Annotated in this window: 22 protein-coding genes; 14 read left to right on the top strand and 8 right to left on the bottom strand. The window is 46.0% G+C overall.

Annotated features, from left to right (window positions below; translation table 11 throughout):
• The first annotated feature begins 35 nt into the window (after window positions 1-35).
• From FBF61_RS27790 to FBF61_RS27775, 4 genes are all read left to right on the top strand, one after another.
• The gene (locus FBF61_RS27790) at window positions 36-689 is read left to right on the top strand and encodes an NUDIX hydrolase (RefSeq protein ID WP_138483626.1); all 654 of its coding nucleotides are present in this window, start codon (window positions 36-38) and stop codon (window positions 687-689) included.
• Between the two features lie 167 nt (window positions 690-856).
• Window positions 857-3,622, top strand: a complete 2,766-nt coding sequence (locus tag FBF61_RS27785; protein ID WP_138483624.1) for a DNA gyrase/topoisomerase IV subunit A — start codon at window positions 857-859, stop codon at window positions 3,620-3,622.
• Window positions 3,623-3,825: 203 nt separating this feature from the next.
• Window positions 3,826-4,419, top strand: coding sequence for a SanA/YdcF family protein (locus FBF61_RS27780; protein WP_310590290.1), 594 nt, complete (start codon window positions 3,826-3,828; stop codon window positions 4,417-4,419).
• A gap of 41 nt (window positions 4,420-4,460) precedes the next feature.
• The gene (locus FBF61_RS27775) at window positions 4,461-6,986 is read left to right on the top strand and encodes a DUF5686 and carboxypeptidase-like regulatory domain-containing protein (protein ID WP_138483620.1); all 2,526 of its coding nucleotides are present in this window, start codon (window positions 4,461-4,463) and stop codon (window positions 6,984-6,986) included.
• Window positions 6,987-6,993: 7 nt separating this feature from the next.
• Here FBF61_RS27775 and FBF61_RS27770 read toward each other — a convergent pair whose 3' ends face one another.
• Entirely contained in the window at window positions 6,994-7,974 is a 981-nt protein-coding gene (locus FBF61_RS27770) for an ABC transporter ATP-binding protein (protein ID WP_138483618.1), read from the bottom strand.
• Between the two features lie 2 nt (window positions 7,975-7,976).
• On the bottom strand, window positions 7,977-8,549 hold the full coding sequence (locus FBF61_RS27765; RefSeq protein ID WP_138483616.1) for a nitroreductase family protein: 573 nt from the start codon (window positions 8,547-8,549) through the stop codon (window positions 7,977-7,979).
• A 235-nt stretch (window positions 8,550-8,784) separates the two neighbouring features.
• Here FBF61_RS27765 and FBF61_RS27760 point away from each other — a divergent pair, with 235 nt between their 5' ends.
• On the top strand, window positions 8,785-9,105 hold the full coding sequence (locus tag FBF61_RS27760; protein ID WP_138483614.1) for a heavy metal-binding domain-containing protein: 321 nt from the start codon (window positions 8,785-8,787) through the stop codon (window positions 9,103-9,105).
• Window positions 9,106-9,125: 20 nt separating this feature from the next.
• Here FBF61_RS27760 and metF read toward each other — a convergent pair whose 3' ends face one another.
• Together metF and FBF61_RS27750 are read right to left on the bottom strand one after the other, a co-directional pair.
• Entirely contained in the window at window positions 9,126-10,082 is a 957-nt protein-coding gene (metF, locus tag FBF61_RS27755; RefSeq protein ID WP_138483612.1) for a methylenetetrahydrofolate reductase [NAD(P)H], read from the bottom strand.
• 414 nt (window positions 10,083-10,496) lie between these two features.
• Window positions 10,497-10,952 carry a GNAT family N-acetyltransferase gene (locus tag FBF61_RS27750; RefSeq protein WP_138483610.1) on the bottom strand — a complete coding sequence of 152 codons (456 nt, stop codon included), beginning with the start codon at window positions 10,950-10,952 and terminating at the stop codon, window positions 10,497-10,499.
• 176 nt (window positions 10,953-11,128) lie between these two features.
• Between FBF61_RS27750 and FBF61_RS27745 the strand changes: the two genes are divergently transcribed.
• Complete coding sequence (locus tag FBF61_RS27745; protein WP_138483608.1) at window positions 11,129-11,845, top strand: YebC/PmpR family DNA-binding transcriptional regulator; 717 nt, start codon at window positions 11,129-11,131, stop codon at window positions 11,843-11,845.
• A 9-nt stretch (window positions 11,846-11,854) separates the two neighbouring features.
• Here the strand turns inward: FBF61_RS27745 and FBF61_RS27740 are convergent, their stop codons facing one another.
• Both FBF61_RS27740 and FBF61_RS27735 read right to left on the bottom strand, forming a co-directional pair.
• Window positions 11,855-12,301, bottom strand: coding sequence for a transcription elongation factor (locus FBF61_RS27740; protein WP_138483606.1), 447 nt, complete (start codon window positions 12,299-12,301; stop codon window positions 11,855-11,857).
• A 72-nt stretch (window positions 12,302-12,373) separates the two neighbouring features.
• Window positions 12,374-14,077, bottom strand: a complete 1,704-nt coding sequence (locus tag FBF61_RS27735) for a T9SS type A sorting domain-containing protein (protein WP_138483604.1) — start codon at window positions 14,075-14,077, stop codon at window positions 12,374-12,376.
• Between the two features lie 211 nt (window positions 14,078-14,288).
• On the opposite strand from FBF61_RS27735, the gene FBF61_RS27730 reads away from it, so the two are divergent.
• From FBF61_RS27730 to FBF61_RS27710, 5 genes are all read left to right on the top strand, one after another.
• Complete coding sequence (locus FBF61_RS27730) at window positions 14,289-15,209, top strand: aspartate carbamoyltransferase catalytic subunit (protein WP_138483601.1); 921 nt, start codon at window positions 14,289-14,291, stop codon at window positions 15,207-15,209.
• A gap of 105 nt (window positions 15,210-15,314) precedes the next feature.
• Complete coding sequence (locus FBF61_RS27725; protein WP_138483599.1) at window positions 15,315-16,205, top strand: SDR family oxidoreductase; 891 nt, start codon at window positions 15,315-15,317, stop codon at window positions 16,203-16,205.
• Between the two features lie 150 nt (window positions 16,206-16,355).
• Window positions 16,356-17,573 carry a GWxTD domain-containing protein gene (locus tag FBF61_RS27720; RefSeq protein ID WP_138483993.1) on the top strand — a complete coding sequence of 406 codons (1,218 nt, stop codon included), beginning with the start codon at window positions 16,356-16,358 and terminating at the stop codon, window positions 17,571-17,573.
• Window positions 17,549-18,316, top strand: coding sequence for a 23S rRNA (guanosine(2251)-2'-O)-methyltransferase RlmB (gene rlmB / locus FBF61_RS27715; protein WP_138483597.1), 768 nt, complete (start codon window positions 17,549-17,551; stop codon window positions 18,314-18,316). Before FBF61_RS27720 ends, rlmB begins: the two co-directional genes overlap by 25 nt.
• Window positions 18,317-18,622: 306 nt before the next feature.
• A complete protein-coding gene (locus tag FBF61_RS27710; protein ID WP_138483595.1) occupies window positions 18,623-20,890 on the top strand; it encodes a CotH kinase family protein in 2,268 nt (755 codons plus the stop codon).
• A 4-nt stretch (window positions 20,891-20,894) separates the two neighbouring features.
• Here FBF61_RS27710 and FBF61_RS27705 read toward each other — a convergent pair whose 3' ends face one another.
• A complete protein-coding gene (locus FBF61_RS27705) occupies window positions 20,895-22,046 on the bottom strand; it encodes an alpha/beta hydrolase family protein (RefSeq protein ID WP_138483593.1) in 1,152 nt (383 codons plus the stop codon).
• 181 nt (window positions 22,047-22,227) lie between these two features.
• Window positions 22,228-23,103 (bottom strand): diacylglycerol/lipid kinase family protein, encoded by an 876-nt coding sequence (locus tag FBF61_RS27700; protein WP_138483591.1) that lies wholly within the window; start codon window positions 23,101-23,103, stop codon window positions 22,228-22,230.
• Between the two features lie 44 nt (window positions 23,104-23,147).
• Between FBF61_RS27700 and FBF61_RS27695 the strand changes: the two genes are divergently transcribed.
• Genes FBF61_RS27695 through FBF61_RS27685 form a run of 3 tightly spaced genes read left to right on the top strand, consistent with a single transcriptional unit; the run spans window position 23,148 to window position 26,294 of the window.
• Window positions 23,148-24,221, top strand: coding sequence for an App1 family protein phosphatidate phosphatase (locus FBF61_RS27695; protein ID WP_138483589.1), 1,074 nt, complete (start codon window positions 23,148-23,150; stop codon window positions 24,219-24,221).
• 17 nt (window positions 24,222-24,238) lie between these two features.
• Window positions 24,239-24,925, top strand: coding sequence for a response regulator transcription factor (locus FBF61_RS27690; RefSeq protein ID WP_138483587.1), 687 nt, complete (start codon window positions 24,239-24,241; stop codon window positions 24,923-24,925).
• Between the two features lies 1 nt (window position 24,926).
• Complete coding sequence (locus tag FBF61_RS27685) at window positions 24,927-26,294, top strand: sensor histidine kinase (RefSeq protein ID WP_138483585.1); 1,368 nt, start codon at window positions 24,927-24,929, stop codon at window positions 26,292-26,294.
• The last annotated feature ends 74 nt before the right edge of the window (window positions 26,295-26,368 follow it).

Genomic DNA, 26,368 nt, shown 5'->3' with positions numbered 1-26,368 from the left:
TTAACAACGTTCGCTACTCAATCCCTCAACCTCACATGCCTACACTAGGATCATTTTCATCCTTTGTAAATCAACTGACCAAAAACCTGAAATATCCGCTGCCCGGGGAGTCGGCTCACCGGATCATGCAAGCTTCATCCAAACTCCGCCTGACTTTCAAACCCAACACGCGGACCCGAAAAAGTGCCGTCCTGATTTTATTTTATCCCTACAAAGGCGAGATCTATTTTCCGCTGATACTCCGGCCGGCTTACGACGGAGTCCATTCGGGACAAGTTGCCTTTCCCGGTGGACGTTACGAACCTTCTGACGAAGACCTGATCCGCACTGCCCTGCGCGAAGCCCAGGAAGAAATCGGATTGCGCCTGAATGATGTAAAAATCATCGGAATCCTGACCGAACTTTTCATTCCCGCGAGTAACTTTTATGTCCTGCCCGTCATTGCACACATGCCCTACCGTCCGGATTTCTACCCGGACCCCCGCGAGGTCGAAGATATTTTTGAGATCAAAATTGAAGAAATTTCTGATATTAATATTATCGGTTCCAGTGACATCCAAATACGTGGAGAACAGGTACATGCACCGCATTATATGGTCCAGGGATACAAGATTTGGGGTGCAACTGCCATGATGATCAGTGAACTTCTGACCGTTATAAATACCCCCGATCCCGACCCCAAAAGCTAAAAACTATCGCTTTATTTGTTATATTAGCAGGTAAATCAAATAACCCTTTCGGTGTTCTTCGTCCTGTTTTGTTCTTCTTGAATACATCAGTCCTGCAACGTAAGCCGGTTGGGATAATACCTTACAAAATTTACTGAATACTTAAAACCTGGTTCTTCCTTCATTTTATGGACGAAAACGGAGCTACGCCTGACGTAGAAGATAGCGGATTGCACGACAAATTACCCATCTCGGGTCTCTATGAAAGTTGGTTTCTTGATTATGCCTCTTATGTAATTCTGGAACGCGCGGTTCCGGCAATAGAAGACGGTTTAAAACCGGTACAGCGCCGGATCATGCACGCGCTGAACGAAATGGATGACGGCCGCTTCAACAAAGTGGCCAATGTGGTAGGATCATCCATGCAATACCACCCGCACGGAGATGCGTCTATTTACGACGCTATCGTGAATATCGGACAGAAAGAACTGCTTTTTGATACCCAGGGAAACTGGGGGGATATCCGCACCGGCGACAGCGCCGCGGCCGGACGTTATATTGAAGTGCGCCTTTCCCGTTTTGCCAAAGACATTGTATTTAATGATGATACCACCGAGTGGCAGCTTTCCTATGATGGCCGCAAACGCGAACCGGTAACGCTGCCCGTTAAATTTCCCCTTCTTTTATCGCTGGGCGTAGAAGGGATCGCGGTAGGATTGTCGACCAAGATACTTCCGCATAATTTCTGTGAACTGATCGAGGCTTCGATCGCTATTCTTCAGGAAAAAGAAATTACCATTTATCCCGATTTCCTGACCGGCGGGCAGATCGACATTTCCAATTACAATGACGGCCAGCGGGGCGGAAAAGTGCGTGTACGTGCCAAAATAGAGGAAGAAGACAAAAAGATGCTGGTGATCCGGGACATTCCGTTCGGCACGACCACCACTTCCCTGATCGATTCCATAGTGAAAGCCAACGACGGCGGGAAGATCAAGATCAAAAAGGTGGTCGATAATACGGCTGCCGAAGTGGAAATACAGGTACACCTGGCGCCCGGCGTTTCCCCGGATATCACCATGGATGCGCTTTACGCATTCACGGAATGTGAAGTTTCGATATCTCCCAATGCCTGTATCATTATCGCCGACAAGCCTCATTTTGTAGGGGTTACGGAAATTTTAAGGTACAATACCCAGCAGACTGTCGGGCTTTTGCAGCGCGAGCTGGAAATCAAAAGGCTGGCCTTGCTCGAAAAGATCCTGTATGGTTCTCTCGAAAAAATATTTATCGAAAACAGGATCTACCGGGACATTGAGGAATGCGAGACTTTCGAAGCCGTGATCCGAACCATCGATAAAGGACTTGATCCCTACAAACCACAGTTTTACAGGGAGATAACAGACGATGACATCGTCGCGCTCACAGAAATCAGGATCAAACGGATTTCCAAATATGACGGCTATAAAGCGGATGAGCTGATGCGCAAATGGCAGGAGGATCTTGCTGAGGCCGAGGATAACCTTGCGCACATAACCCGGTTTGCCATTGATTATTACAAAGATCTTTTAAAAAAATACGGAAAAGGAAGAGGCAGAAAAACCGAGATAAGGGCATTCAACCAAATCTCCGCAAATATTGTCGCGGCCAACAACCAGAAGCTCTACGTCAACCGGGCGGAAGGCTTCATAGGTTATGGTCTTAAAAAGGATGAATATGTCATGGACTGTTCGGACATAGACGATATCATTGTGTTCAAAGCCGACGGACGATGTCTTGTCGTAAAAGTTCAGGAAAAGGTATTCGTAGGCAAGGACATTATTTTCTGTTCGGTTTTCGTCAAAAATGATGAACGGAAAGTCTATAACCTGGTATACCTTGATGGGAAAACCGGGGTATCCTATATCAAAAGATGCCAGGTAACCGCCGTGACCCGCGACCGTGAATATGACCTGACACAGGGTTCGCCCAAGTCAAAAATCACCTATTTTTCAGCGAATGAAAATGGCGAAGCTGAGATCATTACTGTAAATCTCACCGCCCAGAGCAAGGCAAAGGTGAAGCAGTTTGACTTCAATTTTGCAGACCTCCTGATCAAAAACCGGAGCGCGATGGGCAATATCCTTACCAAATATCCGGTCAGGAAAATTACAATGAAACAGGCAGGAAGATCCACGCTCGGCGGTGTCGATATGTGGTTTGACCCGATCATCGGCCGGCTGAACCGGGACGAACGAGGTGAATATCTTGGGAATTTCGGGCCTTCCGACAGCATTCTGGTGATTTATAAAGATGGTACCTACGAGCTGACGAACTTCGACCTAACCAATCATTATGTGTCCAACGAAGTATTGCTTGTCAAGAAATTTGACCCGAAACTTGCGATCACCGCCCTGTATTACGACAGCGGGCAAAAATACCATTTCATCAAACGTTTCAATATTGAGACTTCTTCGCTTGACAAAAAGTTTCTCTTTATCAGCGACTCGAAAAACAGTAAATTGCTACTAGCAAGCACCGACAAGCGTCCGCGCCTGGAAGTGATCATTCCCAAAACCGCCCAGAAAGAGGAGATACACGAGGAGTATCTGATAGAAGAACTGGTGGACATCAGAGGCTGGCGGGCCATGGGCAACAAACTGCCAAGCGACAAATTCAAGGAAGTACGCTGGCTGCCGTCACTTCCCGATCCTGTTGAAGAGGTACCGGAAGTTGTTTCAGACGAAGAACCTGTTGACACGGATGTGGATGACGCGGAGGACGACAGCAATGAAAATGAAAATGAAAACGGGTACACAGAAAGCCTCGAAGCTACTGATCAATCCGTTGAAAATGAAACAGATGAGCCGTCTGAGAGAGAAAACCCCGAGGATATTTCAAACAGTCAAGCGAAACCTAAAAAGAAACCCAAAAAAGGGCCTGATGCTTCCGAAAGTCAGTTAGGCTTGTTTTAACAGAAACGGATGCAATTATTTCTGCCCGCATAAAGCAGCCAATTAGCAACAAAAGAGATACCCGAATGCGTACCTCTTTTAAAAGCGCTGAGTTATGCATGTACGGACGGATTATTACAAAGAGTTGGTAGATTTAGAGGGTAACTTTAAGTATACAGGTGAAAAGATTGATCAAAACCATATTAGTTTTATTATTCGTCTGCATGGTTTTCATCTTGCTTTGTAATTTTTGGATAGTTTATTGTACCCGGCAATTCAATTATTTTTCGATAGAAAGTCTTCCTTCCAACGATGTTGCGCTGGTTTTGGGAACGAGCAGGAATTTGGAGAATGGGAAAGAGAACCTGTTTTTCAAGTACCGGATGGAGGCAACGGCCCGGCTGTTCAAGGAAGGGAAAATCAAGTATATCATTCTAAGTGGAAATAATGATTCGCAATATTATAATGAGCCGCTGGACATGCAAAGGGCGCTTTTGAATCTCGGAATACCTGAAAATGTGATGACCCTGGATTACGCAGGATTCAGGACATTCGACTCCATTATCAGGTGCAAGGAGGTTTTTAACCAGGATAACTTCACGATCATTTCGCAGAATTTCCACAATGCAAGAGCTTTATACATAGCTCATAATGAAGGGATCAATGCCATTTCCTTTGCTGCGCAGGACGTTCCGGACGGGTATTCAGTACGAACGCTGATCAGGGAATACCTGGCCAGGCCAAAGGCTGTTCTGGATGTACATATCCTGCGTCCCCCCGCCGACATCACCTCCAATAATGAGATCAGGAAAAAATGAGAAAGATGAAAGCGGTAAAATGGGCATCACACACATCACTCATGAGATCCGGCAAAAAATCGATAAGACTTTTCGCATTTTTAATAGTAATAAACGCCTCATTTAAAGCATTTTCTCAAAATACATTTACTATAAAAGGAAAAGTTACGGATGCCAGCACCGGCGATCCCATTCCTTTCGCCAACATCGGGATTAAAGGCTCGGCTTCCGGCGCAGTCACCAATTTCGATGGTCTTTACCAGATCACTTACACGCCCCCTGCCGATTCCATCCTGGTTACATATGTGGGATACGTTACCAAAAGCAAAGCTATTGTTCCCGACCAGCAAAGCCAGGTCATAGACATTCAAATGTCGCCGGGCGCACTGCAATTGCGGGAAGTGAAGATTTTTGCAGGGGAAAATCCTGCGTATGCATTTATGCGAAAAATCGTTGCCCGGAAAACCAAAAACAACAGTGAAGAACTGGACGCCTACGAATATGAGAGCTACAATAAGATCCAGATCGATATAGACAATCTGTCGGAAAAATTCCGGAACAGGAAATCGGTAAAGAAAATGACCCATATTGTGGACAAATACGATGAGGTCAAAGGAGAAAACGGAGAGACTATTATCCCAATTTTCATTTCTGAATCGGTCTCAAATGTCTATTATCGCAGAAATCCAAGGAAGAAAAAGGAGGTTATCAACAAAACCAAGGTCTCAGGTGTGGGGCTTACCGACGGCAGCCTTGTTTCGCAGGTAGTTGGCTCGTCGTTTCAGCAATATAATTTTTATAACAACTGGCTGAATATCCTGGACAAGGATTTCGTATCCCCGATCTCCGACAGCTGGAAACTTTATTACGAATACTATCTGGCAGACAGTGTTTCCAATGGTTCCGGTTACGATTATCAGATCGATTTCGAACCGCGCCATGAGCAGGACCTGGCATTTACGGGGTCTTTCTGGGTGGACGGTGAAACTTTCGCGTTGACGCAAATGGATGTCAGCGTTGGAAAACGGGCTAATCTCAATTTCATCGAAAAGATCAAGATCCAGCAATCATACGAATTGTTTGAGGATGAAAAAACATGGATCCCCTCTAAAACCAGGGTCTTGATCGATGTGGACGAGCCGACCAAACAAACTGCTGGAATGCTCCTTAAATTTTACTCAGCCAACTCCAGATACAAGATCAACTCGCCCCGTGACAACCGGTTTTATGATACCGCCATTGAGCTCAAAGAGGATTACATGCAGCACGATTCAACGTTCTGGGCCAGGAGCCGGCCTGAGCCGCTGAGTGCAACCGAACTGCTTTCGTTTCAGCTTGTGGACTCGCTGAAAGTACTTCCAGTCGTTAAAACATATACCGAGATCCTCAATGTTTTTGTGAATGGATATAAGAAAATAGATAAATGGAATATCGATATCGGGCCATACCTTTTTCTGTATGCCAATAATGCGGTTGAAGGTCACCGCATACGGCTGGGATTTAAAACAGATCCCGGTTTTAGCAGGAAATGGATATTCAGCGGATATGGAGCTTATGGCACACGTGACAAAGCATTTAAATACGGAGCCGGGATTGATTATATCATCGACCGGAAACCCTGGACCATGGCCGGGATTTACTATTCCAAAGACTTGGAAAGACTGGGCGTTTCGGCGGAAACCATTGGACCCAATACTATTTTTGGCGCATTTTCCAGGTTCGGGGCTTTCCGGAGGCCTTATTGGCAGGAGGATATTTCTGCGTACTTCAAGCGCGAGCTCGTCAAAGGATTGTCCGGGAGTGTACAGCTACGCCATCGCAATTTCAACCCGTTATTTGAATTTGCCTACAAAACCGACGCCGCTTTGGGCGCAGAGTCGCCGCTGAAAAGCTCGTTTGACATTACCGAAATCAATTTCGAAACAAGGCTTGCCAGTAAGGAGACCTTCCTTCAGAATGATAATGAAAGGATCAGCATGGGCAATGGCAACTCGCCTGCCTTGACGCTGCGTTACACTGCCGGGTTTAAGCATTTTCTGGGTGGGGATTTCAGCTATAATAAATTCTCTTTCAATATTAAACACAGCTTCCGGTCTGGTGTTATCGGCCGAACTTACTATAATCTTACGCTGGGCTACATCCCGTCGACCTTACCCTACCCTTTGCTATATACTCCTTTGGGTAATGAATCCCTTTTTTATGTGGACAATGCCTATAACCTGATGCGGTATTTTGAATTTATCAGTGACAGATATATTGCGTTCCGGATGGAACACAATTTCGAAGGCCTGCTTTTCAACAGAATTCCGGCGATCCGAAAACTGAAGCTGAGAATGCTGGCAACAGGGAAGGTATTTTACGGAAGCGTCAGCGACGCCAATATTGCCCTGACGACCACCCAGGATGAGTCAGGACATGAAATCCAGACATTTAACAGGCTGAAAGATCGTCCGTATGTGGAGCTGGGTTATGGTATCGATAACATCTTCAAGGCCGGGAGGATTGATTTCGTGCACCGGCTCACATATCTTGATAACCCGAATGTGACCCCATTTGCAGTCAAAATTTCCTTCTGGTTCAGTTTGTAGAAGAGCCTCAGATACTTTTAAGGTCTTTGGCAGCGTAGGTAAGGAACACTTCCTGTCCGATTTCCAGGTCCATCCGGTTGCGATAAAATGACAGCTTTCCGCTTTTATTCACGCATCTGATCTCCCAGTGATTGCCATGGAAGCGGATCGCTTCCACTTTTCCATGCCATTTGCTTTTTTCGGGATGCCGCGTAGGTTTTATTTTTTCAGGACGTATAAAAAACTTTGTCCCACCCCTGGTTTCCTGATCAATCCAGTTGATATCGCCGGTCAGTTCAGCCACGTAACTGTTTGCCGGCTGGTTATATACTTCCTGCGGTGTTCCGATCTGAATGATCTCTCCGTTTCGCAGCACTGCTATCCTGTCCGACCAGGCGAGTGCATCGGTGGCTTCATGGGTCACAAAAATACAGCTCATCTGCTGCTGCTTCCGCATGCTTTCAATTGCATCTGCCAAAACCCTCCGGTTATGATTGTCGAGATGCGCAAAGGGTTCGTCGAGCAGTAATACATCCGGCTGCTCGGCGAGCGCCTTAGCAATAGCGGTACGCTGTTTTTCGCCTCCGGAAAGCAGCTTCGCTTTTTGATTTTTCACATAGCCCAACCCTGCCACGTCCAATAGTTCGGTAACCTTTTCAGCTTTGTATTCGGGTTCATAAAAACGAAGCGAATAAGCTATATTTTCCTCCACCGTCTGGTTGGGAAAAAGCTCAAATTCCTGATGGATCAGCTTGATAGACCCGTGCCCGGGCATGAGCTCTCCGCTAACCGGCTTCAATTTTTCTTCTTTAAAATAAACACTTCCCTGATCCTGGTCCAGAAACCGGCCCAGTATACGCAGTAAAGTGCTTTTTCCCGACCCGCTTTCTCCGAGTATACCCAGCCACTCTCCGGCACCGAGCGTCAGCTCAATACCGGAAAGCACCGTATTTGTCCCGAAGTTCCTGGAAACGGATTCGGCACGGAGTGTGGGCTTTGTTTTTTTCATTCTCAAGCCCAGGTAACCTTGTTTTCAATCGGAGTACGGCGTGCAGGTGCTTCCGGCGCATCGTGATATCCCATAAAGAAAAGTCCGAGACATTTTTGGGTACTGTCAATTCCGGCGAATTCTCCCAGCTGCGTTAAAATAGCCGGACTGCTCCAATACGAACCAATCCCGTAGGCCGTCGCCGTTAACCACATATTCTGCACCGCACAGGCCACCGACGCTGTTTCCTCCCATTCAGGAAGTTTGTCGGGATGAAGCTCGGCTGCAATGATGATTACGCAATTGGATTTTAATACTTTTTCCCCTGCGGCATCATATCTCGCTTGTGAAAACGACTCCGGCGGGGTTACTGTGCGATATCTTTCGGAAAAGAAACCCGCAAGCCTTTTCAGGCTTTCTCCTTTGAAAACAATAAAACGCCAGGGTTCAGTCAGCTTATGCGTAGGTGCATAGTTGGCATTTTCGAGTATATCGTTAATGATTTCGTTGGGAATTTCTTTTTCGATGTAGCTGGGTGGAAATATGCTGCGCCTGTTACGAATAACGTTATTTACTGCTTCTACTGAATTTTGCATCGTTACTATTAAAATTTACTGCTGTTATTTGTCAAAAAACAAAGCTAAGAATTATTGGCTGCCCTTTGTAAGAACAGGCAATGTGCATTTTCCAAATAATGAGAATATCGATGATTGTACCTAAAAATTACCGGCATCCTGTGCAACTTTACCTTTTAACAACTATTTTACAGTTAGCCTGACGGAAATCAGCTAATTTGTCCCGAAAATTTTGTAGCACTCAAACCTGATTCTTATGCTCGTTACCACTACGCCAAACATTGAAGGAAAACAAATTGTAAAATACATCGGGCTTGTCAACGGCGAGGCGATTATCGGGGCCAATTTTTTCAAAGATTTCCTGGCCGGAATTCGTGATGTAGTGGGTGGCCGTTCCGGTTCCTACGAGCAGGGACTCCGCGAAGCAAAAAGTATTGCGATCCGGGAAATGATGGATCAGGCGCAACGGCTGGGCGCCAATGCTGTAATCGGAGTTGATATAGACCTGGAAACCATCGGGGGCAACAGTTCGATGCTCATGGTCAGCGCCAACGGAACTGCCGTTTGTTACGAATAACAAACAGCAGCCTTCGTGTATCAGAATATCTTTTCAGCGATTTTCGCTACGTTATCGGATTTCCCCATGGTATAAAAATGCAGTACCGGTACGCCGTAATCGATCAGTTCCCTGCACTGCTGGACGCCCCATTCAATCCCTACCTGACGCACTTCTTTATCCGACGCACACCGGTTGGCCTCATCAACAAGTTCTTTCGGAAATTCAAGATGGAATATCTGTGACAAAACAGTCAGCTGCTTTTTGGTTGCAAGCGGTTTTAAACCCGGAATGATCGGAACGGTAATCCCTTCCGCCCTGCATCTTTCCACAAACCTGAAAAACTTCTGATTATCAAAGAACATCTGAGTAACAATGTAATTAGCCCCCAGATCGACTTTTCTTTTCAAATGTTCGTAGTCGGAATCAAAACTGACCGCGTCAAAATGTTTTTCCGGGTAGCCCGCGATACCGATACAGAAATCTGTCGGGTACATTTCAGTTTCTGCATTCAACAAAATACCTTTATTCATATCGCTGACCTGCTTCACCAGCTCGGAAGCATAAGTATGGCCGCCTGCCTTGGCTTTGAATATCCCTGCTGATTTTTCAGGATCGCCTCGTAATACCAGCACATTATCAATTCCCAGATAACTGAGGTCTATCAGAACATCCTCGGTTTCATCTTTTGTAAAACCACCGCAAATGACGTGAGGAACCGCATCAACATGGAAACGTTCCATCAGCCGCGCGCATATACCCACCGTACCAGGCCTCTTGCGAACCGGAATACGTTCCACCAGCCCGTCGGGCCCTATCCGGTCAATCAACTCTTCTCTGTGATAGGTAACATCCACAAACGGAGGCTTAAATTCCATCAACGGTTCTATCGAATTTAACAGTTCATTGATATTCTGACCTTTTAGTGGTGGGATGATCTCAATAGAGAACAGGGTTTTGCCATTAGCCTGGCGTATGAACTCGGTAACTTTGGTCATGTACTGATAATGGTGTGTTCGAAAAGAGTACAAATGAACACCATTTAAATATTCAAACCAATTCGTAAGGCACAAAAAAATGGCCTACCGCATTACAGTAGGCCATTCCACGTAAACCCTCCTCTATCAGTGTTCGTCAAAAATGTTATTGGGTGTCTGACAGGGCGTCAGTCCCAAAGCAACAATTTGCTTGACTGAATACTAATAACTAAAATTCTGTGCCAAATTATCAAACTTCTACAAGAACAACAAAAAATAGTAAAGTTTTTTAGTTTTTAATATAGAACAACTACTACAAACTGTTTTCTTTCGATGCATATCCGACTATATTGAGAGAACCCGCCACAATAATCTCTATTCACCATTTGATTATTATTTCATCATTATGGGAAAACCTTCCCCACAATGTCCTTGTCAAGCCGGCCTGGTCATTACAATATGTTCTATTTTATCTTCGAGATATACATTGCTAGACTGCTGAAAGCCAAACGATTCATAGAATTTCTTAAGGTATAACTGGGCACCTATCCGGATGATCCCCTTGCCATAAAGCTTCTCAGCGGTCATGATAGAAACATTCAGCAACTCCGCTCCAAATCCCTTTCCACGGGCATCCACTGAAGAAACGATCCGACCGATAGATACATATTCATAAGACAAACCAGGGGGAACAATGCGGGAATATACCATCAGCTTATCATTCAGGTATCCCAGCAAATGAGTACAATGCTGATCTTTGTTATCGACATCCAGGTAGCAACAGCGTTGTTCCACCACAAATACTGCACATCGCAGACCCAGCAACTGATAGAGCTCTTCGTTTGTAAGCTCATCGAAAGTTTTGATTCTCCAATCCAATTTTAAATTCATTTCGGGACCGTTGTTTCTGAAAGGATTTTATTTTTACCTGATTTTAATCGTCTTTTATAAATTTGCAGCATAATTCAGATTTGGCAATGTATCAAAAATTTAAGATTTCTGTGTGCGCGCCGTTTCCTGACAATCTTTAATCATTTTTTAAAACCTAATATTAATACACAATAAGCATGGGAAGAGCTTATGAATATAGAAAAGCGCGGATGTTCAAGCGTTGGGACAAAATGGCCAAGACTTTTACGAGGATTGGAAAAGATATAGTCCTGGCGGTGAAAAGCGGAACCGCTGATCCGAATACCAATGCCAGACTCAGGGTCCTTCTTCAGAACGCCCGTGCCGCGAACATGCCCAAAGACACCATCGAAAGGGCTATTAAAAGAGCCTCATCCAAAGACCAGGAGGATTACAAGGAAATGGTGTATGAAGGGTACGGCCCACACGGTGTTGCGATTTTGGTAGAAAGCACCACCGATAATCCGACCCGCACCGTTGCCAATGTAAGAAGTTACTTTAATAAGCTGGGGGGAAGCCTGGGAACAATGGGTATGCTCGACTTCATTTTCGACCGGAAATGTATTTTCAAAATAAAAAATACGGCTTCAAAAGACCTGGAAGAGCTTGAATTTGAATTGATCGACGTAGGCGGAGAGGAAGTTTTTCTGGACGAAGAAACCAATCAGATCAACATTTATGGAGAGTTCACAGCTTTCGGCGCACTGCAGCATTACCTGGAAGACAATGGTTACGAAATCATTGAAGCTGATTTTGAGCGGATTCCCAACGATACTAAAACCTTAACCGAGGAAGAGACTGCGGAGGTCGAAAAACTGATTGAAAAAATAGAGGACGACGATGATGTGCAGCGCGTATACCATAACATGGCCTAGCCGCCTGTTTTAGAATAACGCCAGGATCTCGTGCGTTTTCCTGAGGAAATCAAACTTGCTTCCTGCCTCCTTTCCGAGTAACGATGCCCCAACGGGTGATGAAGATGAGACTGCGATCACAGTCTCATCTTCGTATTTTATAGCTCCCAGACTCACGGAAATAAAAAACCAGCCTGCCGAAGTATGCAGCAGAGAACCGACCGCCGATCTTTTTGAAGATTCCCCCAGGCTGATCCTTTCCAGCAATAACCTCTCCTGCCTGATCTGCTCATACTGACGGGCGTGCATATTCCTGTCGAGCTGGCCCATGGACCGGGAAGTTTCATACTTATCGCCCATTGAGCTTTTGCCCTGGTCATTTGCCGACTCTTGTGCTGCTTCCATAGCCGCCCATGCAACCTGCATACTATCGTTCAAAAGCCCTTTCATGTGCTCAATTAAACCTGCCTTGTTCATCTTTCTGCTAAATCTGTATCATCGGCTCCGCAAAATTTGCGACCGTGCTGGCTTCAAAGATAAGAAAGACATTTATCGCTTGGCAATTTTCTTACTCACCAGCTGGCCGGAATTCATTTTAATGTTGATCAGATAATCGCCTTTTTGAAGTGAGGAAATATCGATCTGGTTACTTTTTGATTTGCGTAGAACGACTTTCCCACTGAGATCAAACAATATAACATCCTCCACCGTAGTGCCGTTATCGGTTACGACCTCAAGATGATGCTCAGCCGGGTTCGGAAATACGTAGTCTTCCGGTTTTCTTTCACCGGCACGAACCGCGATAATCTTGCTTAACGAAGATGTGCCGTCGTAATCTACCTGTTTAAGCCGGTAATAGGCCACTTTCGCACCCCGTGATTCATCTGTAAAGGAATACACGCTGCGCTTCTCACTATCACCCACACCCTGTATGTTCCCGATCGTTGTAAAATGGACAGCATCAGTACTTTTCAGGATTTCAAAATGATCGTTATTCGTTTCAGACGTAGTAACCCATTCAAGCTCGCTTCGGCCGTCGGCCAGCAATTTTCCATCAAAACTCACCAGCGTAACGGGCAGTGGCGGACCGGGCACAGTTGGCGGCTGTGCCATAAGGGGTTGTGCATTGGCCATTAAATTGGTGGTCTCACTCATAATCGCATCCCTCCAGAGTTCGGCGGCGCGGACCTGACCATCTGCATTAAAATGAAGCTTGTCATATCTGCCCGAATTATCGATCTGGTTCAGGTCCGCACCTCTGAAATTATACTTTGATGGGTCGATAAGATCATTTTGAGCGGCTGTAATTTCGGCTTTGACGCCATCATTGTAGCAGGAAGTTGCAATCATCCAGGCCAGTTTGGGATAGTTTGCTTCCTCTCTGGACTTGGCCATTACCATTTCGCTCCTGAAAACGAAACCAGCCCGCGTAGTATCCAAATCATTGACCCCATGGCCTGACAGAACAGCCCTGATGCCCGTTCGCGGTACATATTTGTTCATTGCATTCCTGATATTGGTGTAGGGCATCCGAATGCTGTATTTGATAAAACCATGATCAAACGGAAGGTTATAGGCCGACTTGTAAAACGACCCCATATTACTTCCTCCAAACGCGGCTCCGTAAAAAAGCACCGGAACCTGCAGCGAATTGACCAGTAAGTCCCCCAGCCTCGACCAGAACCAGGGATACTCTCCCATGGGGGCTATGCCGCAGGTCTGGCATAACGGCGTTGGCTGTAACGGCGGCAAATCATCGGCATTTCCTGAATTGAGATACTGGTTTCTCAAATTCATGTCGGCCATTGCGTCGATGGAATTGACCAGGTCACTATTGGCTCCGACCATTTCGCTTTCAGCGGCAGCCGCATTGGAATGCCCGACAATCAGGAACACTTCACCCACCCCGACCTTTTCTACTGATACAGTATTTTCTACCTGCACATTATTTTTGATACCCCTGACCTCCAGATTATACCGGCCACCTGTGGCCGTTAAAAAACCGGAAAAGACATTCCCCGAAGGACTGGCGATCTCCGTCCAGCCTACCTGTGAACCGGGCTCACCGTTTCTGGTGGTCAATCTGGCCTCGATCTTGTCCACGGCCTGTATGTACGTACCGGTGACGTATACCTTGGTATCCCCTGCCTGGTTTCTTTGGTACACCATTCTGGCTGGCGGAAAAGTGACGACAATCTGTCCGTAAACCGATGTGGCGCAAAGCGAAAACAATAACCATGTAAAAATTCTCATAAGCGTCTGAAGTAATGTTGATGTGAGATTAATATCAAAATATATAAGCAACAAATTCTACTACTCTAGTGAAATTTGTTTACATAAATATTCTCACGTGATCACGATACATTTAAGATTTACGGCGTTGTTGTTCCTTTTAAAATACAAATTCCATTTTCTCGTTGGCCGCTTCCTTATTATCTTTGCAAAACTTTCTTGAACATAAGCAATGACAAAACTTTCGGTCCGGCACTTACTTGGAATTAAAAACCTGAACGAGAATGACATTCACACCATATTAGATACGGCGACCCAATTCAAGGAAGTCATCAACCGGCCCATCAAGAAAGTACCTTCTCTAAGGGATATTACCATCGCCAACGTTTTTTTCGAAAATTCCACCCGCACCAGGCTGTCTTTCGAGCTTGCTGAGAAAAGACTTTCGGCAGATGTGGTGAATTTTTCAGCCTCCGGAAGTTCAGTAAAAAAGGGAGAAACATTGCTGGATACAGTCAACAATATCCTGGCCATGAAAGTGGACATGATCGTGATGCGGCACAGCAGCCCCGGAGCTCCTCATTTTCTCTCGTCGCGGATTCCGGCCAATGTCGTAAATGCAGGGGACGGTACGCACGAACACCCTACCCAAGCATTGCTGGATGCTTTTTCTATGCGTGAAAAACTGGGCGATCTGCAGGGAAAGAAAATCGCGATCATCGGAGACATTACGCATTCCAGGGTAGCGCTTTCCAATATTTTTTGTCTGCAGAAACTTGGCGCAGAAGTGATGGTTTGCGGGCCTTCCACATTGATCCCGAAACACCTGGACGAACTCGGCGTCAAAATCCGGCATAATGTGAAAGAGGCTTTACAGTGGTGCGATGTAGCCAATGTGCTCCGCATTCAGCTGGAAAGACAACAGATCAAATATTTCCCTTCACTTCGGGAATATTCTTTGTACTATGGCATCAACAAGGCAATGCTGGATGAGCTCGACAAAGAAATTGTGCTGATGCACCCGGGCCCGATCAACCGGGGCGTTGAACTATCCTCCGACGCAGCCGACTCCCATCATTCCATTATCCTTAACCAGGTGGAAAATGGCGTCGCAGTGCGTATGGCTGTCCTGTATTTACTGGCTCAACAGTAATATATTCCTTCTTTTTCTTAGATTTTAACAATTGCTTTCCCGGCACTCGCTTTCCGTTCTGTTTCCTTAACTTTACCCGGAAGCATCATTTCATTATATTTCACTATGGCTTACAATGAAGGAATGCTCCGCGACGGAGCGCTGGACAACAAGACAATCATCATTACTGGGGGCGGTACAGGTCTCGGCAAATCGATGGCTGCATACTTTTTAAAGCTTGGGGCGAACATCGTGATATGTAGCCGCAGATTGGAAGTACTGGAAAAAACTGCCAGGGAACTTGAAGAAACCACCGGCGGCAACGTCCTTTATGCAGCTTGCGATGTAAGGAAAACGGAGCAGATTGAAGACGTAATTGCAAAAAGCATCGAGCGGTTTGGCAGGGTAGACGGGCTGGTTAACAACTCCGCCGGAAATTTCATCAGTCCTACCGAAAGGCTGTCATTCAAAGCCGTGGACACGATCGTGGACATCGTTTTGCGCGGCACCTATTATTTTACCCTTGCCCTCGGCAAATATTGGATTGAACAAAAAATAAAGGGAACGGTTCTGAACATTTCAACGACCTACGCCTGGACAGGCTCCGGCTGGGTGGTACCATCTGCGATGGCCAAAGCCGGGGTTCTGGCCATGACCAAATCACTCGCTTTTGAATGGGCTGATCACGGGATACGCTTAAATGCCATAGCGCCGGGGCCTTTCCCTACAAAAGGTGCCTGGGAACGTCTTTTCCCCGAAGAGCTGGCCAAAAAGTTCTCATTTGAGAACAGGATCCCTTTGCAAAGGCTGGGAGAACATCAGGAACTGACCAATCTCGCAGCCTATCTGATGTCCGATTTTTCATCCTACATGACAGGTGAAGTCATCACCCTCGACGGAGGGGAAGTCCTTGCCGCCGGACAGTTCAATTTCCTGAGCGAAGTGTCTGACGACCAATGGGATTCCATTGAGGAAGAGATAAAAAACGCGAACCGTAACAGCAAGAAATCAGAATAAAAATTTTCTTACCGTTTTATTGGGTAATTTTACCCGTTCGTTCGTTATTTGACAAATGATGAAAACATGTACATGAGAACTACTTTAAGCGCTTGCATAGGTCTTTTTTCAGCTTTGGTGATAGCCGGATGTGCATCATCCAGTAAAACCATGAAGCAACTGCCGGAAGCCAAAGTGCATCCCACCCAACAGTCGGCTCAGCCGGTGTCTGCGGTTAATGAAGAACTTTCCCTCATCGCTATTCAAAGCAAATATTTAATAAAAGATACAACCCAGCTCAAAGTGTTTTTATACGTGGATGCGTACAAAGGCAAAAAACCGATCAAAGTAGAAGACTTTACTAAAATTTATAATCTTAACTACGTCATTTATTCGGATTACGGAACAAGGGACAGGCTGGGATATGGCAACGTCAAGCTGGATTCTTCAAACGTGACAAAGGTTGGTGACAAAATTGTGATTTCCTACGAGATCAAAAGTCCTAACAAGGAATATGGGGTGCTTTTAAGTGAGATCAGCCAGACCGGCACACTGAAAAAAGTGCTGAACGACCTTACCCTTCGTTTCAAGAAACATACAGTGAGTGAACAATATGGCGTTTACACTTCCGCAAGCAGCCAACCTTTACAGCGCCATTATGTCAATATCAATGAGCCTGTTACACTTAAAAACCTCACCCAATCCTCGGAGGATCTGCACGTTTTTTACTATAGCCATGATTTCGAGCCCGCAGGCTCTCCGATGAACATTGCACCGAAAAACGTCAGCAAGTCTCTGGAGGTGGACAGTACATTTACCATCAGATCGAACGAAACCATCCGCTTCGGTAAGGAAGGGTTGTATAATATTTTTTCAGATACTACCAGGTCCGAAGGCCTCGGTATACTGGTTGTCAACGAACGTTTTCCAAAACTGACCCGCCCTAATCTCCTGCTTGAACCATTGCTTTATGTCAGTACCAACAATGAGGTCAATGAGATCAAAAAAGCCGAAGATTATAAAAAAGCGCTCGACAAATACTGGCTTACGTTAATGAACGGAAATGCCCCGCTGGCCCAGCAGTCCATCCGGTCCTTCTATGGACGTGTGGAAGAAGCAAACCAGCTTTTTACAACCTATAAAGAAGGTTGGAAAACTGATAAAGGCATGATATACATTGTTCTCGGCCCGCCGGACAAGGTGCAACGCAGCAAAGACCGTGAAGTCTGGACGTACGACCAAAGAGGAAATGCCCAGAATGTTAATTTTACTTTTAATCGCAAAAACAATCAATTTGTGGATGATCACTATGAACTGGTTCGCTACGCCGAATACCAGCCTATTTGGTATCCAGTAGTAGAAGCATGGAGAAACGGAAGTATACGGTAAGAAAACCCGCACCAAGACAGTCCCAGGCCGACATGGTTTTTGGTACACAGTCTGTACTGGAAACCCTTCGTTCGGGAAAAGAAATAGAACGATTATTCATTCAAAGAGAGTTTGGTCTCGCTGAAATAGAAAAACTTGCAAAAGAGCTGGGTGTCCCCTACCAGCGCGTTCCTGTTGAAAAACTGAACCGGATTACCCGGAAAAACCATCAGGGCGTTATCGCTTTTGTGTCGCCGATCCAATATATGCCCCTGCACAATGTGCTGACGCAGGTATATGAAGAAGGAAAAACACCTTTGTTGTTACTTTTGGACAGGATTACGGACGTCCGGAATTTCGGAGCAATAGCCCGGACAGCCGAATGCGCCGGTGTGCAGGCGATCATTGTTCCAACCAAAGGTGGCGCCCAGATCAATGCCGATGCTATGAAAACATCGTCAGGCGCTCTCAACTTTCTGCCCGTCTGCCGGGAACCCAACTTGTATGAGTCATTACTTTATCTGAGAAATAGTGGGCTGCAGATTATCGCCTGTACCGAAAAAACAGAAAAATCACTTTACGACATTGACTTCTCTGTTCCTACCGTGATCATCATGGGGTCGGAAGAAGACGGGATTTCAAAAGAATTTATCCAGCTGGCCGACAGCGGCGCAAGAATTCCGCTGAACGGCCAGGTTGAATCTCTGAATGTTTCCGTCGCCAGTTCAATTGTTCTCTACGAGGCCGTGAGGCAAAGACGATGAGCAGGGAATTATAGATTTTGCATATATCAAGGAAGGCTGTCCCATACAGAGGATGGCCTTTTTTTCTCAAGTCAGGGCGACTTTTGGGCTTTTACAGGTGCTATGCTGTTCTCGGGATTGGGTCTTGTTTCATCAACTTTCACGGCTTTGACGAATTTGCGATTTAAAACCATTTTAGTTATTCCCAATAATTGCTATGCCAATATTTTGTCCGTTTTAACCCAAAATCCGCCGTTTTTAACCCGTTTTATTCCTATTTTACCTTCAGTATTTGTATATTGTTAAGATACACCTTACAAATATCTGATGAAAAGACTTCTTCTCGGATCCTTTTGGCTGCTTACTCTGATCCTTTGCAAAGCCACTGCCCAGCCAGTCCAGCTGACAAATCTTACCACGCTGTACATTACCACAGATGAAAATTTGCCTGTGGATTCAAAAAGCACCTGGCGCACGGGACAGCTAAGTATCGCTGCATCTCCTGGTACCGAAGGTGTTTATTCCGGGCCTATTGAAATCCGTGGAAGGGGAAATTCAACTTGGGAGCTAGCTAAAAAACCATATAGGATAAGGCTGGCTTCCAAATATCAGCTCCTCGGCATGCCTGCCAGGGAACGGAACTGGGTCCTGCTCGCCAACTATGCGGACAAAACCATGATGCGTAATGCACTGGCATTCGAAGTCAGCAAGTTTCTTGGGCTCCCGTACAGCTGTCCCTACCGGTTTGTAGATGTTTACCTGAACAATACTTTCGTTGGCAACTACACACTTACGGATCAGATCGAAGTAGCCGACGAAAGGGTTGAAGTTGAAGAACAGGAAGATACTGATACAGAGGAACCTGCCATAACGGGCGGATATCTGCTTGAAGCTGACGGGTTTGCCGACCAGGAGGTTTCCAAATTTACTACAGCACGCGGCATCAAGGTTACCATCAAGTATCCGGAGGACGATGAGATCAACACAGCCCAAAGCAATTATATCTCCAACTATTTTCAAAATATTGAAAACGCATTGTTTTCATCTGATTTTCAGGATCCCCAGAATGGGTATATGAAATATATGGACAAAGCTTCACTCGTGAACTGGTATCTGGCTTGCGAAATCACCGGCAATTCCGATTCATTCTGGAGCACATATATGTTCAAGAAAAAAAATGATGAAAAAATATATTTCGGGCCTCTGTGGGATTTTGATATCGCCTTCAACAATGATGAGAGACTAGGTGACGCCACTTTCAAAAGAATGTCCACAAATGGGCACTTCTCTGCAAATCGGGTCTGGATCGAACGAATGTTACAGGATGGCAACTTTCGGGCCGCGCTTTCGGAACGATGGAAACAATTAAAATCAGCCGGTTTACATTCACACTTTGACGGCCTGATCACCAGTATGACTTCCACACTCGCCCGGTCGCAAGTCAAAAACTATGAAGTATGGCCAACCCTGAACAGCAAGGTTTATCTCGAATATAATTACAGCGGCTCTTACAACGACCAGGTTGAATTTCTGAGAGACTATCTGGCAAAACGGTTGTCCTGGCTTGAACTTCAGATTACCGGCGAGCTGGGAAAAGAAACTTATTACAAAATCGTCAACAAGTCCACAGGCAAAGTACTGGCTCCCGGAAGCGACCCTTCGCTGCTGGTGCAAAAAAGCTTCGTCCAGGGCGACAACACTCTTCAATGGGCGTTGAGCAACATTGAATCCGATGGAAACAAATACTATTTCCTTTCAAACCGGGCATCCGGAAGATTGATCAGTTCGTCAGATAACAATACTTTAACGCAGCTCTCTCTGTCAACCGGACTCTCCGGTTCCCAGCAGCAGTGGCAGTTGATTTTCCTGCCTGACAATATGCATTTCGGACTGCTGAACCGGGCCAATGGAATGGCGATGGATAACTTTAACGAGCAAACGGACGAAGGCAACAAAATCATCCAGTTCGCAAACAATATCTACGCCGCCTCAAACCAGCAGTGGCAAATTGTACCGACTGAAGTAAACCAGAGTGCGTTACCGATTTACACTTCGGGCCTGAAGGCGACGACGGTAAAAAACAAGATCATATTATCCTGGGAGGTATATGATGAAAAAGGCGGATCGCATTTCGAAATCCAACGTTTCTCCGACCCAAAGAAATTTAATGCTGAAACGATCGGCACGGTACAGCTCACCGATGCCAGGACCGGCAGCTACAAATTCACCGATGAAAACCCGCTCCTGGGAATTAATTACTACCGTCTCAAACAGGTAGATATGGACGGAACGATTACGTTCAGCGCAATTGTGTCAGCCAAAAATACCGGCATCGCGCAGCTTTCGCTCTGGCCGGTACCCACTGCGGGAAAAGCGAACATTTCGTTTTCTTCTGTCTTCGCAGGCAACGGATCGCTTGAAGTGTATAACATTACCGGTCAGAAACTAGGGTTCTTTCCTTTCGCAATCCGGAATGGCGACAATAATTTCTCCTGGGATACCGCACCACTGACACAGGGCATGTACCTGCTGAAAGTAAATTACGGAGACGAGGAAGAAGCTGTTACATTAAAGCTGGTCAAAACGACCGACTGACAATTTATAGGAGAGTCATCACCGCTTCATCGCCCATTACGGCATTGGCAGGGCGGGGATGGCTCGCATTGAAAACTTCCAGCTCTTTTTGTTCCAGCACCTTTGCAGGTGTTTCATCAATATTACCTTGTGAGTCTGTAACCGCTTTCAGGTCAAGTCCCACATATTTTGCCATGAAAGCGTACATGGCTTTTCTTTTTGAAGGTCCGTAATCGTGCTTTTCATTTGCGAGATGCACACTTTCCACCAAGTTCTTTTTGCCGTAAAGCTGGTATACGCTTTGCATAAAAGGATATTCTACGGATACGGTATTCTTAGTCCAGTCGTCTCCGTCAGAGATCATAATCATGGGACGGGGCGCCGCAAGGGCGGCTATTTCCACATTATTTGTCTGAAAATCTCCTTTTTTGTGAATTGGCAACCCGCTTTCACAAACACATCCGCCGAAGAAATGAGCGGAAACCATTACTACAGGTACCGAAACTTTGACCCGGTTGTCGAGCGCAGCTAGTAGAAAGGTTTGCGTTCCGCCGCCAGACTCGCCTGTGACAGCCACCCGCTCAGGATCTACGCCGGGAATAGACAACAGGAAATCCAGCGAACGGATGCTGTTAATGGTCTGAAGTTTTAAAGCCTTTGCCATTTTATGTTCACATTGCCTGGAATCGCCCTGGCCGACCATATCCCAAACGAAAACGATAGCGCCCATACGTGCAAGCGTAGCGCAACGCTTCTGGGTTTGCTCGCGGAACCTTCCATGCGGATTTTCTCCATGTCCGTGCGGGCACAAAATCCCTGCATAGGATTTCTGCTTTTTAAGTGGTTTGTATAGATTTCCGGTCACATATATGCCCGGCATACTTTCAAAAGCTACATTTTCAATAGAATAACCATCCATTTCCCGCTTGCTGTGAATGATGGGTTTGGAGGTTGGCTTGGCAGGCAGGGTTTTCAGGTCCATTCCTTCACGGATCTGCTGTCTTATTTTCTGGCCCCGGGTTTCCCATTCCAGCTTGGTCGTCACCGCATGTTTTTTCAAAAACTCCTTCCCCTGCTCCTCGGTGAAATAAGCACCCTGACACAGTTCAACATTTTGCCCGGAGACATTTACGATCACGCCACAAGCCACAAAAAGAGATAAAACGGAAGTTCTCATTTGAAATTGAAAAGAATAGTTTTGATTATTTTGAAAAGGCAAACGAGCAGCGAAGATACTGTTGGGGCGCCTGTTGACTTTCGGCTGCCGGCGATCGGCGGTTTGTTATCGAAAGTCGCCAATGACAGTGAGCAACGCTGACAACTTTATTCGGGAGCCGACGGCCAAAAGCTGAAAGCCCTCAAGGTACCGCTACTCTAATATAGTCTTTCAATATATGCGCTTCAATATGCCTCACCATACCTTTATATTCCCCGTCAATCTGAAAATAAACTTCTTTATCGAGACATTCTATTTTTGCCTTTTCAACGGACAATACCTGCATAATTTCCGGATTAAAGTCGGTGCTGCCTGTGAGGATACGGGCGGTTTCGATGAAATCAAGTTTTTTGGCAATCACCAGCTCAAAAAAGCCGTCTGACATGTTGCCGGCCGGATTAATGGTTACCCCGGTTCCATATTTCTGGGCATTGGCAATGATAACGATCAGGGCCTCCGTCTCCACTATCTGCTGATCTGTGGTGATCCGCACCAGGAAATTTTCATGTTCAGTCAGGGTTTTGAACATTTCACGCGCATACCCGAGTTTACCACGTGTGTCGCTGCTTTCATAGTTTTTAACAAGCAACGCGTTCAATCCGATGTCACTCAGGTGCAGGCTGATTTCGCCATTGATCGATACTGCATCGATCCCAATCACGTTTTCGCCAAAAGCCACTTCCGTTACCTGGTCGAGCGAGCCCGAAACGCCAAAATCCGCAGCCAGCCCGTTGGCTGAACCAGCGGGTATTATGCCCATGATAATGTCTATATTCTGTACAGCCTCAGCCACCAGCGAGATAGTTCCGTCGCCTCCTGCTACCAGTATCCTTTCGGGGTTGATATTGCCGACAAGCTCACGGATCGCACCCAGATCGTCTTCGCCGGTTGTGAAATAGATGCGGAGATCATATCCCTTATCCTCCGTCGTTTCCTTTACTTTTTCAAAAATTGCATCCTTGTTTACATCCCCGGATATGGGATTTAGTACCAACAAAACTTTTCGTTCTGGAAACATATTGTCTAAATTAGGGACTTCAAGTCTAGGGGATAAAGATAGCTATGAAACGTTGTGACTTAAAATTGTACAGAGGATATGCCAATAAAAACGAGCTGGTTGTGTTTGGGCACGTTGTTAAAAAGTATCCCTCCGGTGATCGTAAATATACAAGGACGGGGTTCCGATATGCAAGAACAATCATTGCGCTTTTTTCAGTCAAAACAATATCGAGTCTGAAAGTGACGTTGCGCGTAGGTGACATTACTGCGGAAACCGTCGCGGAAGAGGACGGATATTTCCGGTTTCAGATCCCGTTTCAGGAACCAATGCCCAGCGGATGGCATAGCTACGAAGTGTATGTGGATGATGAAATAGATGGCAAAAAGTACCAGGCTTCGGCTCAGGAAGAGTTCTTTCTTCCATTTAAAAGCTCTTACGGGATCATTTCGGATATAGACGACACTTTTCTGGTTTCCCACAGCCGTCGCTCTTTTCGCAAGCTGTTCGTCCTTTTGGCCAAAAACGTACAAGCGCGGAAGCCCTTTGCTGACGTTGTAAAACATTACCAGCTGCTTTCTTTTGCAAGCCGTACACATCCCCACAAGGACAGCAATATTTTCTTTTATGTGTCCAGCAGCGAGTGGAACCTCTATGATATGATCGTCCGGTTTGCGGAACTCAACGGGTTGCCCAAGGCCGTACTCAAGTTAAAAAAGATCAAATCCGGGCTGGACGATTTTGTCATGACCGGCAGCGGCTCCCATGACCACAAGCTTCGCAAGATCCACAATATCCTTAAATTTTATCCCGAGCTGCAGTTTATCCTGTTGGGTGATGATTCTCAGAAAGATCCTGACATTTATGAAGAAGTATGCCGCGAATTCCCCAAGAACATCAGGGCAGTGTATATCCGTCAGACAAGAAAACGCAGCAAGCCCCAGACTACCCAGCACATGCTTACGATCCAGGCTCTGGGCATTGATACCTGCTATTTTGCACACAGTAACAAGGCCATCATACATTCACTTGAACATGGAATTGTTTTCCAGAGCCCGGCGGAGTTGCCGGAGGAAGTGCTTCCGGTTGCTCCGGAAGAATATAAACCGGTCAGCGGATCAGGAAAGACAGGCATTTGATTTTTTGTAAAAACACCATGAAAAAAATCCTGATCGTTGAAGACGACCGAAGAATTGCCCAGAATATTTTTCGTGGCTTAGCAACCGAAAATTTTGAGGCGGAAATCGCCTACGATGGTATCACCGGCAAGCAGCTGGCGCTTGACAAAAAATTCGATCTGATATTACTGGATGTCAACCTGCCGGGCATGAAAGGTTACGATGTTTGCCAGCAGATCAGGATTTATAAGCCATCCATCCCCATCATTATGCTTACCGCTTTCGGGGAAATTGAAGATAAGGTCGAAGGACTGAGCAGCGGCGCTAATGATTACATTGTTAAACCGTTCGATTTCCGGGAACTGCTTGCCCGGATCAATGCGGCGCTCCGGGTATCGGGTCTGATTAATCCTGAAACATCCGACAGGATTCTAAAGATTGCGGACCTGGAAATGAATACCGGCACCAAACAGGTTATGCGCGGCGGGAAAATCATTGAACTTACTGCCAAGGAATTCGCGCTGCTCGAATATTTTCTGCTTCATCGCGGGCGCGTTGTCTCCAAAATGGACCTCGCCGAGCATGTATGGCACCTGAATTTTGATCCCGGAACCAATGTCGTGGAAGTGTATATCAATTATTTACGAAAAAAAGTGGACAAGGATTTTACCATAAAACTGATCCACACCCGGCCTGGAATGGGGTATATCATGAAAGAAGAATAGCATGAAAATAAAAGACCGCATCGCTTTGCAGTTCACGCTTCTGGTGGCAGCGGTGCTGTTGCTTTTTTCAATTGCCATTTACAGTGTTTCTGAACATTACCGTCAGGAGGAATTTTACGACCGTCTCAGAAGCCGGGCGCGCACAACCTGTCGCCTGCTTGTGAAAGTAAAAGGTATCGACAAAGACCTGCTGAAAGCCATCGACCAGAATACACTTTCTGAAATGCTCGATGAAAAGGTACTGATCTTTGATGTCGAAAATGAGCTGATCTATTCCAGTGTGGACGATAAATTGCTGACCTACCGGTCGGCCCTGCTGAACGAAGTCAGGCAGCGGGAATACATGGAATTTCATCAGGGAGAAAGCGAGGTGATCGGTATGCTGTACCAGGAAGGCACCGAACCGCTGGTGGTATTGGCCTCAGCCTACGATACCTTCGGGCATAGCAAGCTGGCTAATCTCAGGAGCACTCTGGGCTGGGGGCTCCTGGCCGGTATCACGATCACCGTGGGGCTTGGGATTTATTTTGCCGGAAATGCGCTCAGGCCTATCAGTAAGATCAATGAGCAGGTTTCCCTGATCACAGCCCAAAATCTTTCCCAGCAACTCGACGAAGGAAACCGCAAAGATGAAATAGCACAGCTTGCTATCAATTTCAACACTGTACTCTACCGTCTCAATAAAGCGTTTGAACAGCAAAAAAGTTTTGTTTCCCACGCCTCGCACGAGCTCCGGACCCCGCTGGCTGCCCTGAAATCCGAAATTCAGCTTGGCCAGCTTTTTACCAAAAACAACCCGGATCTGGAAGAAGTATTTGCGAACCTTTTCTCGGATACCGAACGCCTGATCAGCATTACCAATAACCTGCTTTTTCTGGCCCGCTCCTATGAAAACCTGGGCAAAATGAAAATGGCCCATGTCCATATCGAAGACCTGGCCTTTCTTGCAAAAGAAGAATTGTTATCCGTTCACCCGGAATATACCGTGATCATCGACTATGAAAACATTCCGGAAAGTGAAAATGAAACGGTTATTGAAGGCAATGAAGAATTGCTGAAAACTGTTTTTTCCAACCTTCTGGACAATGCCTGCAAATATTCCCCGGATCACCAGGCGCAGATCCTGATCTCAACTGACGCCCAATCCTGCACAGTAAAAGTTCGTGACAAGGGTATCGGGATCAGCCAGGACGACCTGCCGCACATTTTCAACCCCTTTTTCAGGTCATCGAATGCTTCGGAACTGCCGGGCTTCGGCATAGGGCTTTCGATATGCCAGCGCATTACAGAGCTGCACCATGGTATCATTTCGGCCACCAGCGAAATCGGTAAAGGGAGCGAATTCCAGGTGCGTTTGAGCCATATCTGACATTCTAATTTTTTTCTAACGTTATTTTAAGGCTCCTGTAATACTAGCTGTTGAATATCGCATCTTCTAAAACA

Origin of the sequence: Dyadobacter bucti, assembly GCF_005869225.1 — a bacterium.
Taxonomy (GTDB): Bacteria; Bacteroidota; Bacteroidia; order Cytophagales; family Spirosomataceae; genus Dyadobacter; species Dyadobacter bucti.
Note: the sequence above shows the minus strand (reverse complement) of the source record. Positions and strands in the feature narration are given on the sequence as shown.

Excerpts from the sequence above, each read along its gene's own strand:
- FBF61_RS27790 (WP_138483626.1), top strand. The coding sequence starts at position 36 with ATGCCTACACTAGGATCATTTTCATCCTTTGTAAATCAACTGACCAAA.
- FBF61_RS27785 (WP_138483624.1), top strand. The coding sequence starts at position 857 with ATGGACGAAAACGGAGCTACGCCTGACGTAGAAGATAGCGGATTGCAC.
- FBF61_RS27780 (WP_310590290.1), top strand. The coding sequence starts at position 3,826 with ATGGTTTTCATCTTGCTTTGTAATTTTTGGATAGTTTATTGTACCCGG.
- FBF61_RS27775 (WP_138483620.1), top strand. The coding sequence starts at position 4,461 with ATGAGATCCGGCAAAAAATCGATAAGACTTTTCGCATTTTTAATAGTA.
- FBF61_RS27770 (WP_138483618.1), bottom strand. The coding sequence starts at position 7,974 with ATGAAAAAAACAAAGCCCACACTCCGTGCCGAATCCGTTTCCAGGAAC.
- FBF61_RS27765 (WP_138483616.1), bottom strand. The coding sequence starts at position 8,549 with ATGCAAAATTCAGTAGAAGCAGTAAATAACGTTATTCGTAACAGGCGC.
- FBF61_RS27760 (WP_138483614.1), top strand. The coding sequence starts at position 8,785 with ATGCTCGTTACCACTACGCCAAACATTGAAGGAAAACAAATTGTAAAA.
- metF (WP_138483612.1), bottom strand. The coding sequence starts at position 10,082 with ATGACCAAAGTTACCGAGTTCATACGCCAGGCTAATGGCAAAACCCTG.
- FBF61_RS27750 (WP_138483610.1), bottom strand. The coding sequence starts at position 10,952 with ATGAATTTAAAATTGGATTGGAGAATCAAAACTTTCGATGAGCTTACA.
- FBF61_RS27745 (WP_138483608.1), top strand. The coding sequence starts at position 11,129 with ATGGGAAGAGCTTATGAATATAGAAAAGCGCGGATGTTCAAGCGTTGG.
- FBF61_RS27740 (WP_138483606.1), bottom strand. The coding sequence starts at position 12,301 with ATGAACAAGGCAGGTTTAATTGAGCACATGAAAGGGCTTTTGAACGAT.
- FBF61_RS27735 (WP_138483604.1), bottom strand. The coding sequence starts at position 14,077 with ATGAGAATTTTTACATGGTTATTGTTTTCGCTTTGCGCCACATCGGTT.
- FBF61_RS27730 (WP_138483601.1), top strand. The coding sequence starts at position 14,289 with ATGACAAAACTTTCGGTCCGGCACTTACTTGGAATTAAAAACCTGAAC.
- FBF61_RS27725 (WP_138483599.1), top strand. The coding sequence starts at position 15,315 with ATGGCTTACAATGAAGGAATGCTCCGCGACGGAGCGCTGGACAACAAG.
- FBF61_RS27720 (WP_138483993.1), top strand. The coding sequence starts at position 16,356 with ATGAAGCAACTGCCGGAAGCCAAAGTGCATCCCACCCAACAGTCGGCT.
- rlmB (WP_138483597.1), top strand. The coding sequence starts at position 17,549 with ATGGAGAAACGGAAGTATACGGTAAGAAAACCCGCACCAAGACAGTCC.
- FBF61_RS27710 (WP_138483595.1), top strand. The coding sequence starts at position 18,623 with ATGAAAAGACTTCTTCTCGGATCCTTTTGGCTGCTTACTCTGATCCTT.
- FBF61_RS27705 (WP_138483593.1), bottom strand. The coding sequence starts at position 22,046 with ATGAGAACTTCCGTTTTATCTCTTTTTGTGGCTTGTGGCGTGATCGTA.
- FBF61_RS27700 (WP_138483591.1), bottom strand. The coding sequence starts at position 23,103 with ATGTTTCCAGAACGAAAAGTTTTGTTGGTACTAAATCCCATATCCGGG.
- FBF61_RS27695 (WP_138483589.1), top strand. The coding sequence starts at position 23,148 with ATGAAACGTTGTGACTTAAAATTGTACAGAGGATATGCCAATAAAAAC.
- FBF61_RS27690 (WP_138483587.1), top strand. The coding sequence starts at position 24,239 with ATGAAAAAAATCCTGATCGTTGAAGACGACCGAAGAATTGCCCAGAAT.
- FBF61_RS27685 (WP_138483585.1), top strand. The coding sequence starts at position 24,927 with ATGAAAATAAAAGACCGCATCGCTTTGCAGTTCACGCTTCTGGTGGCA.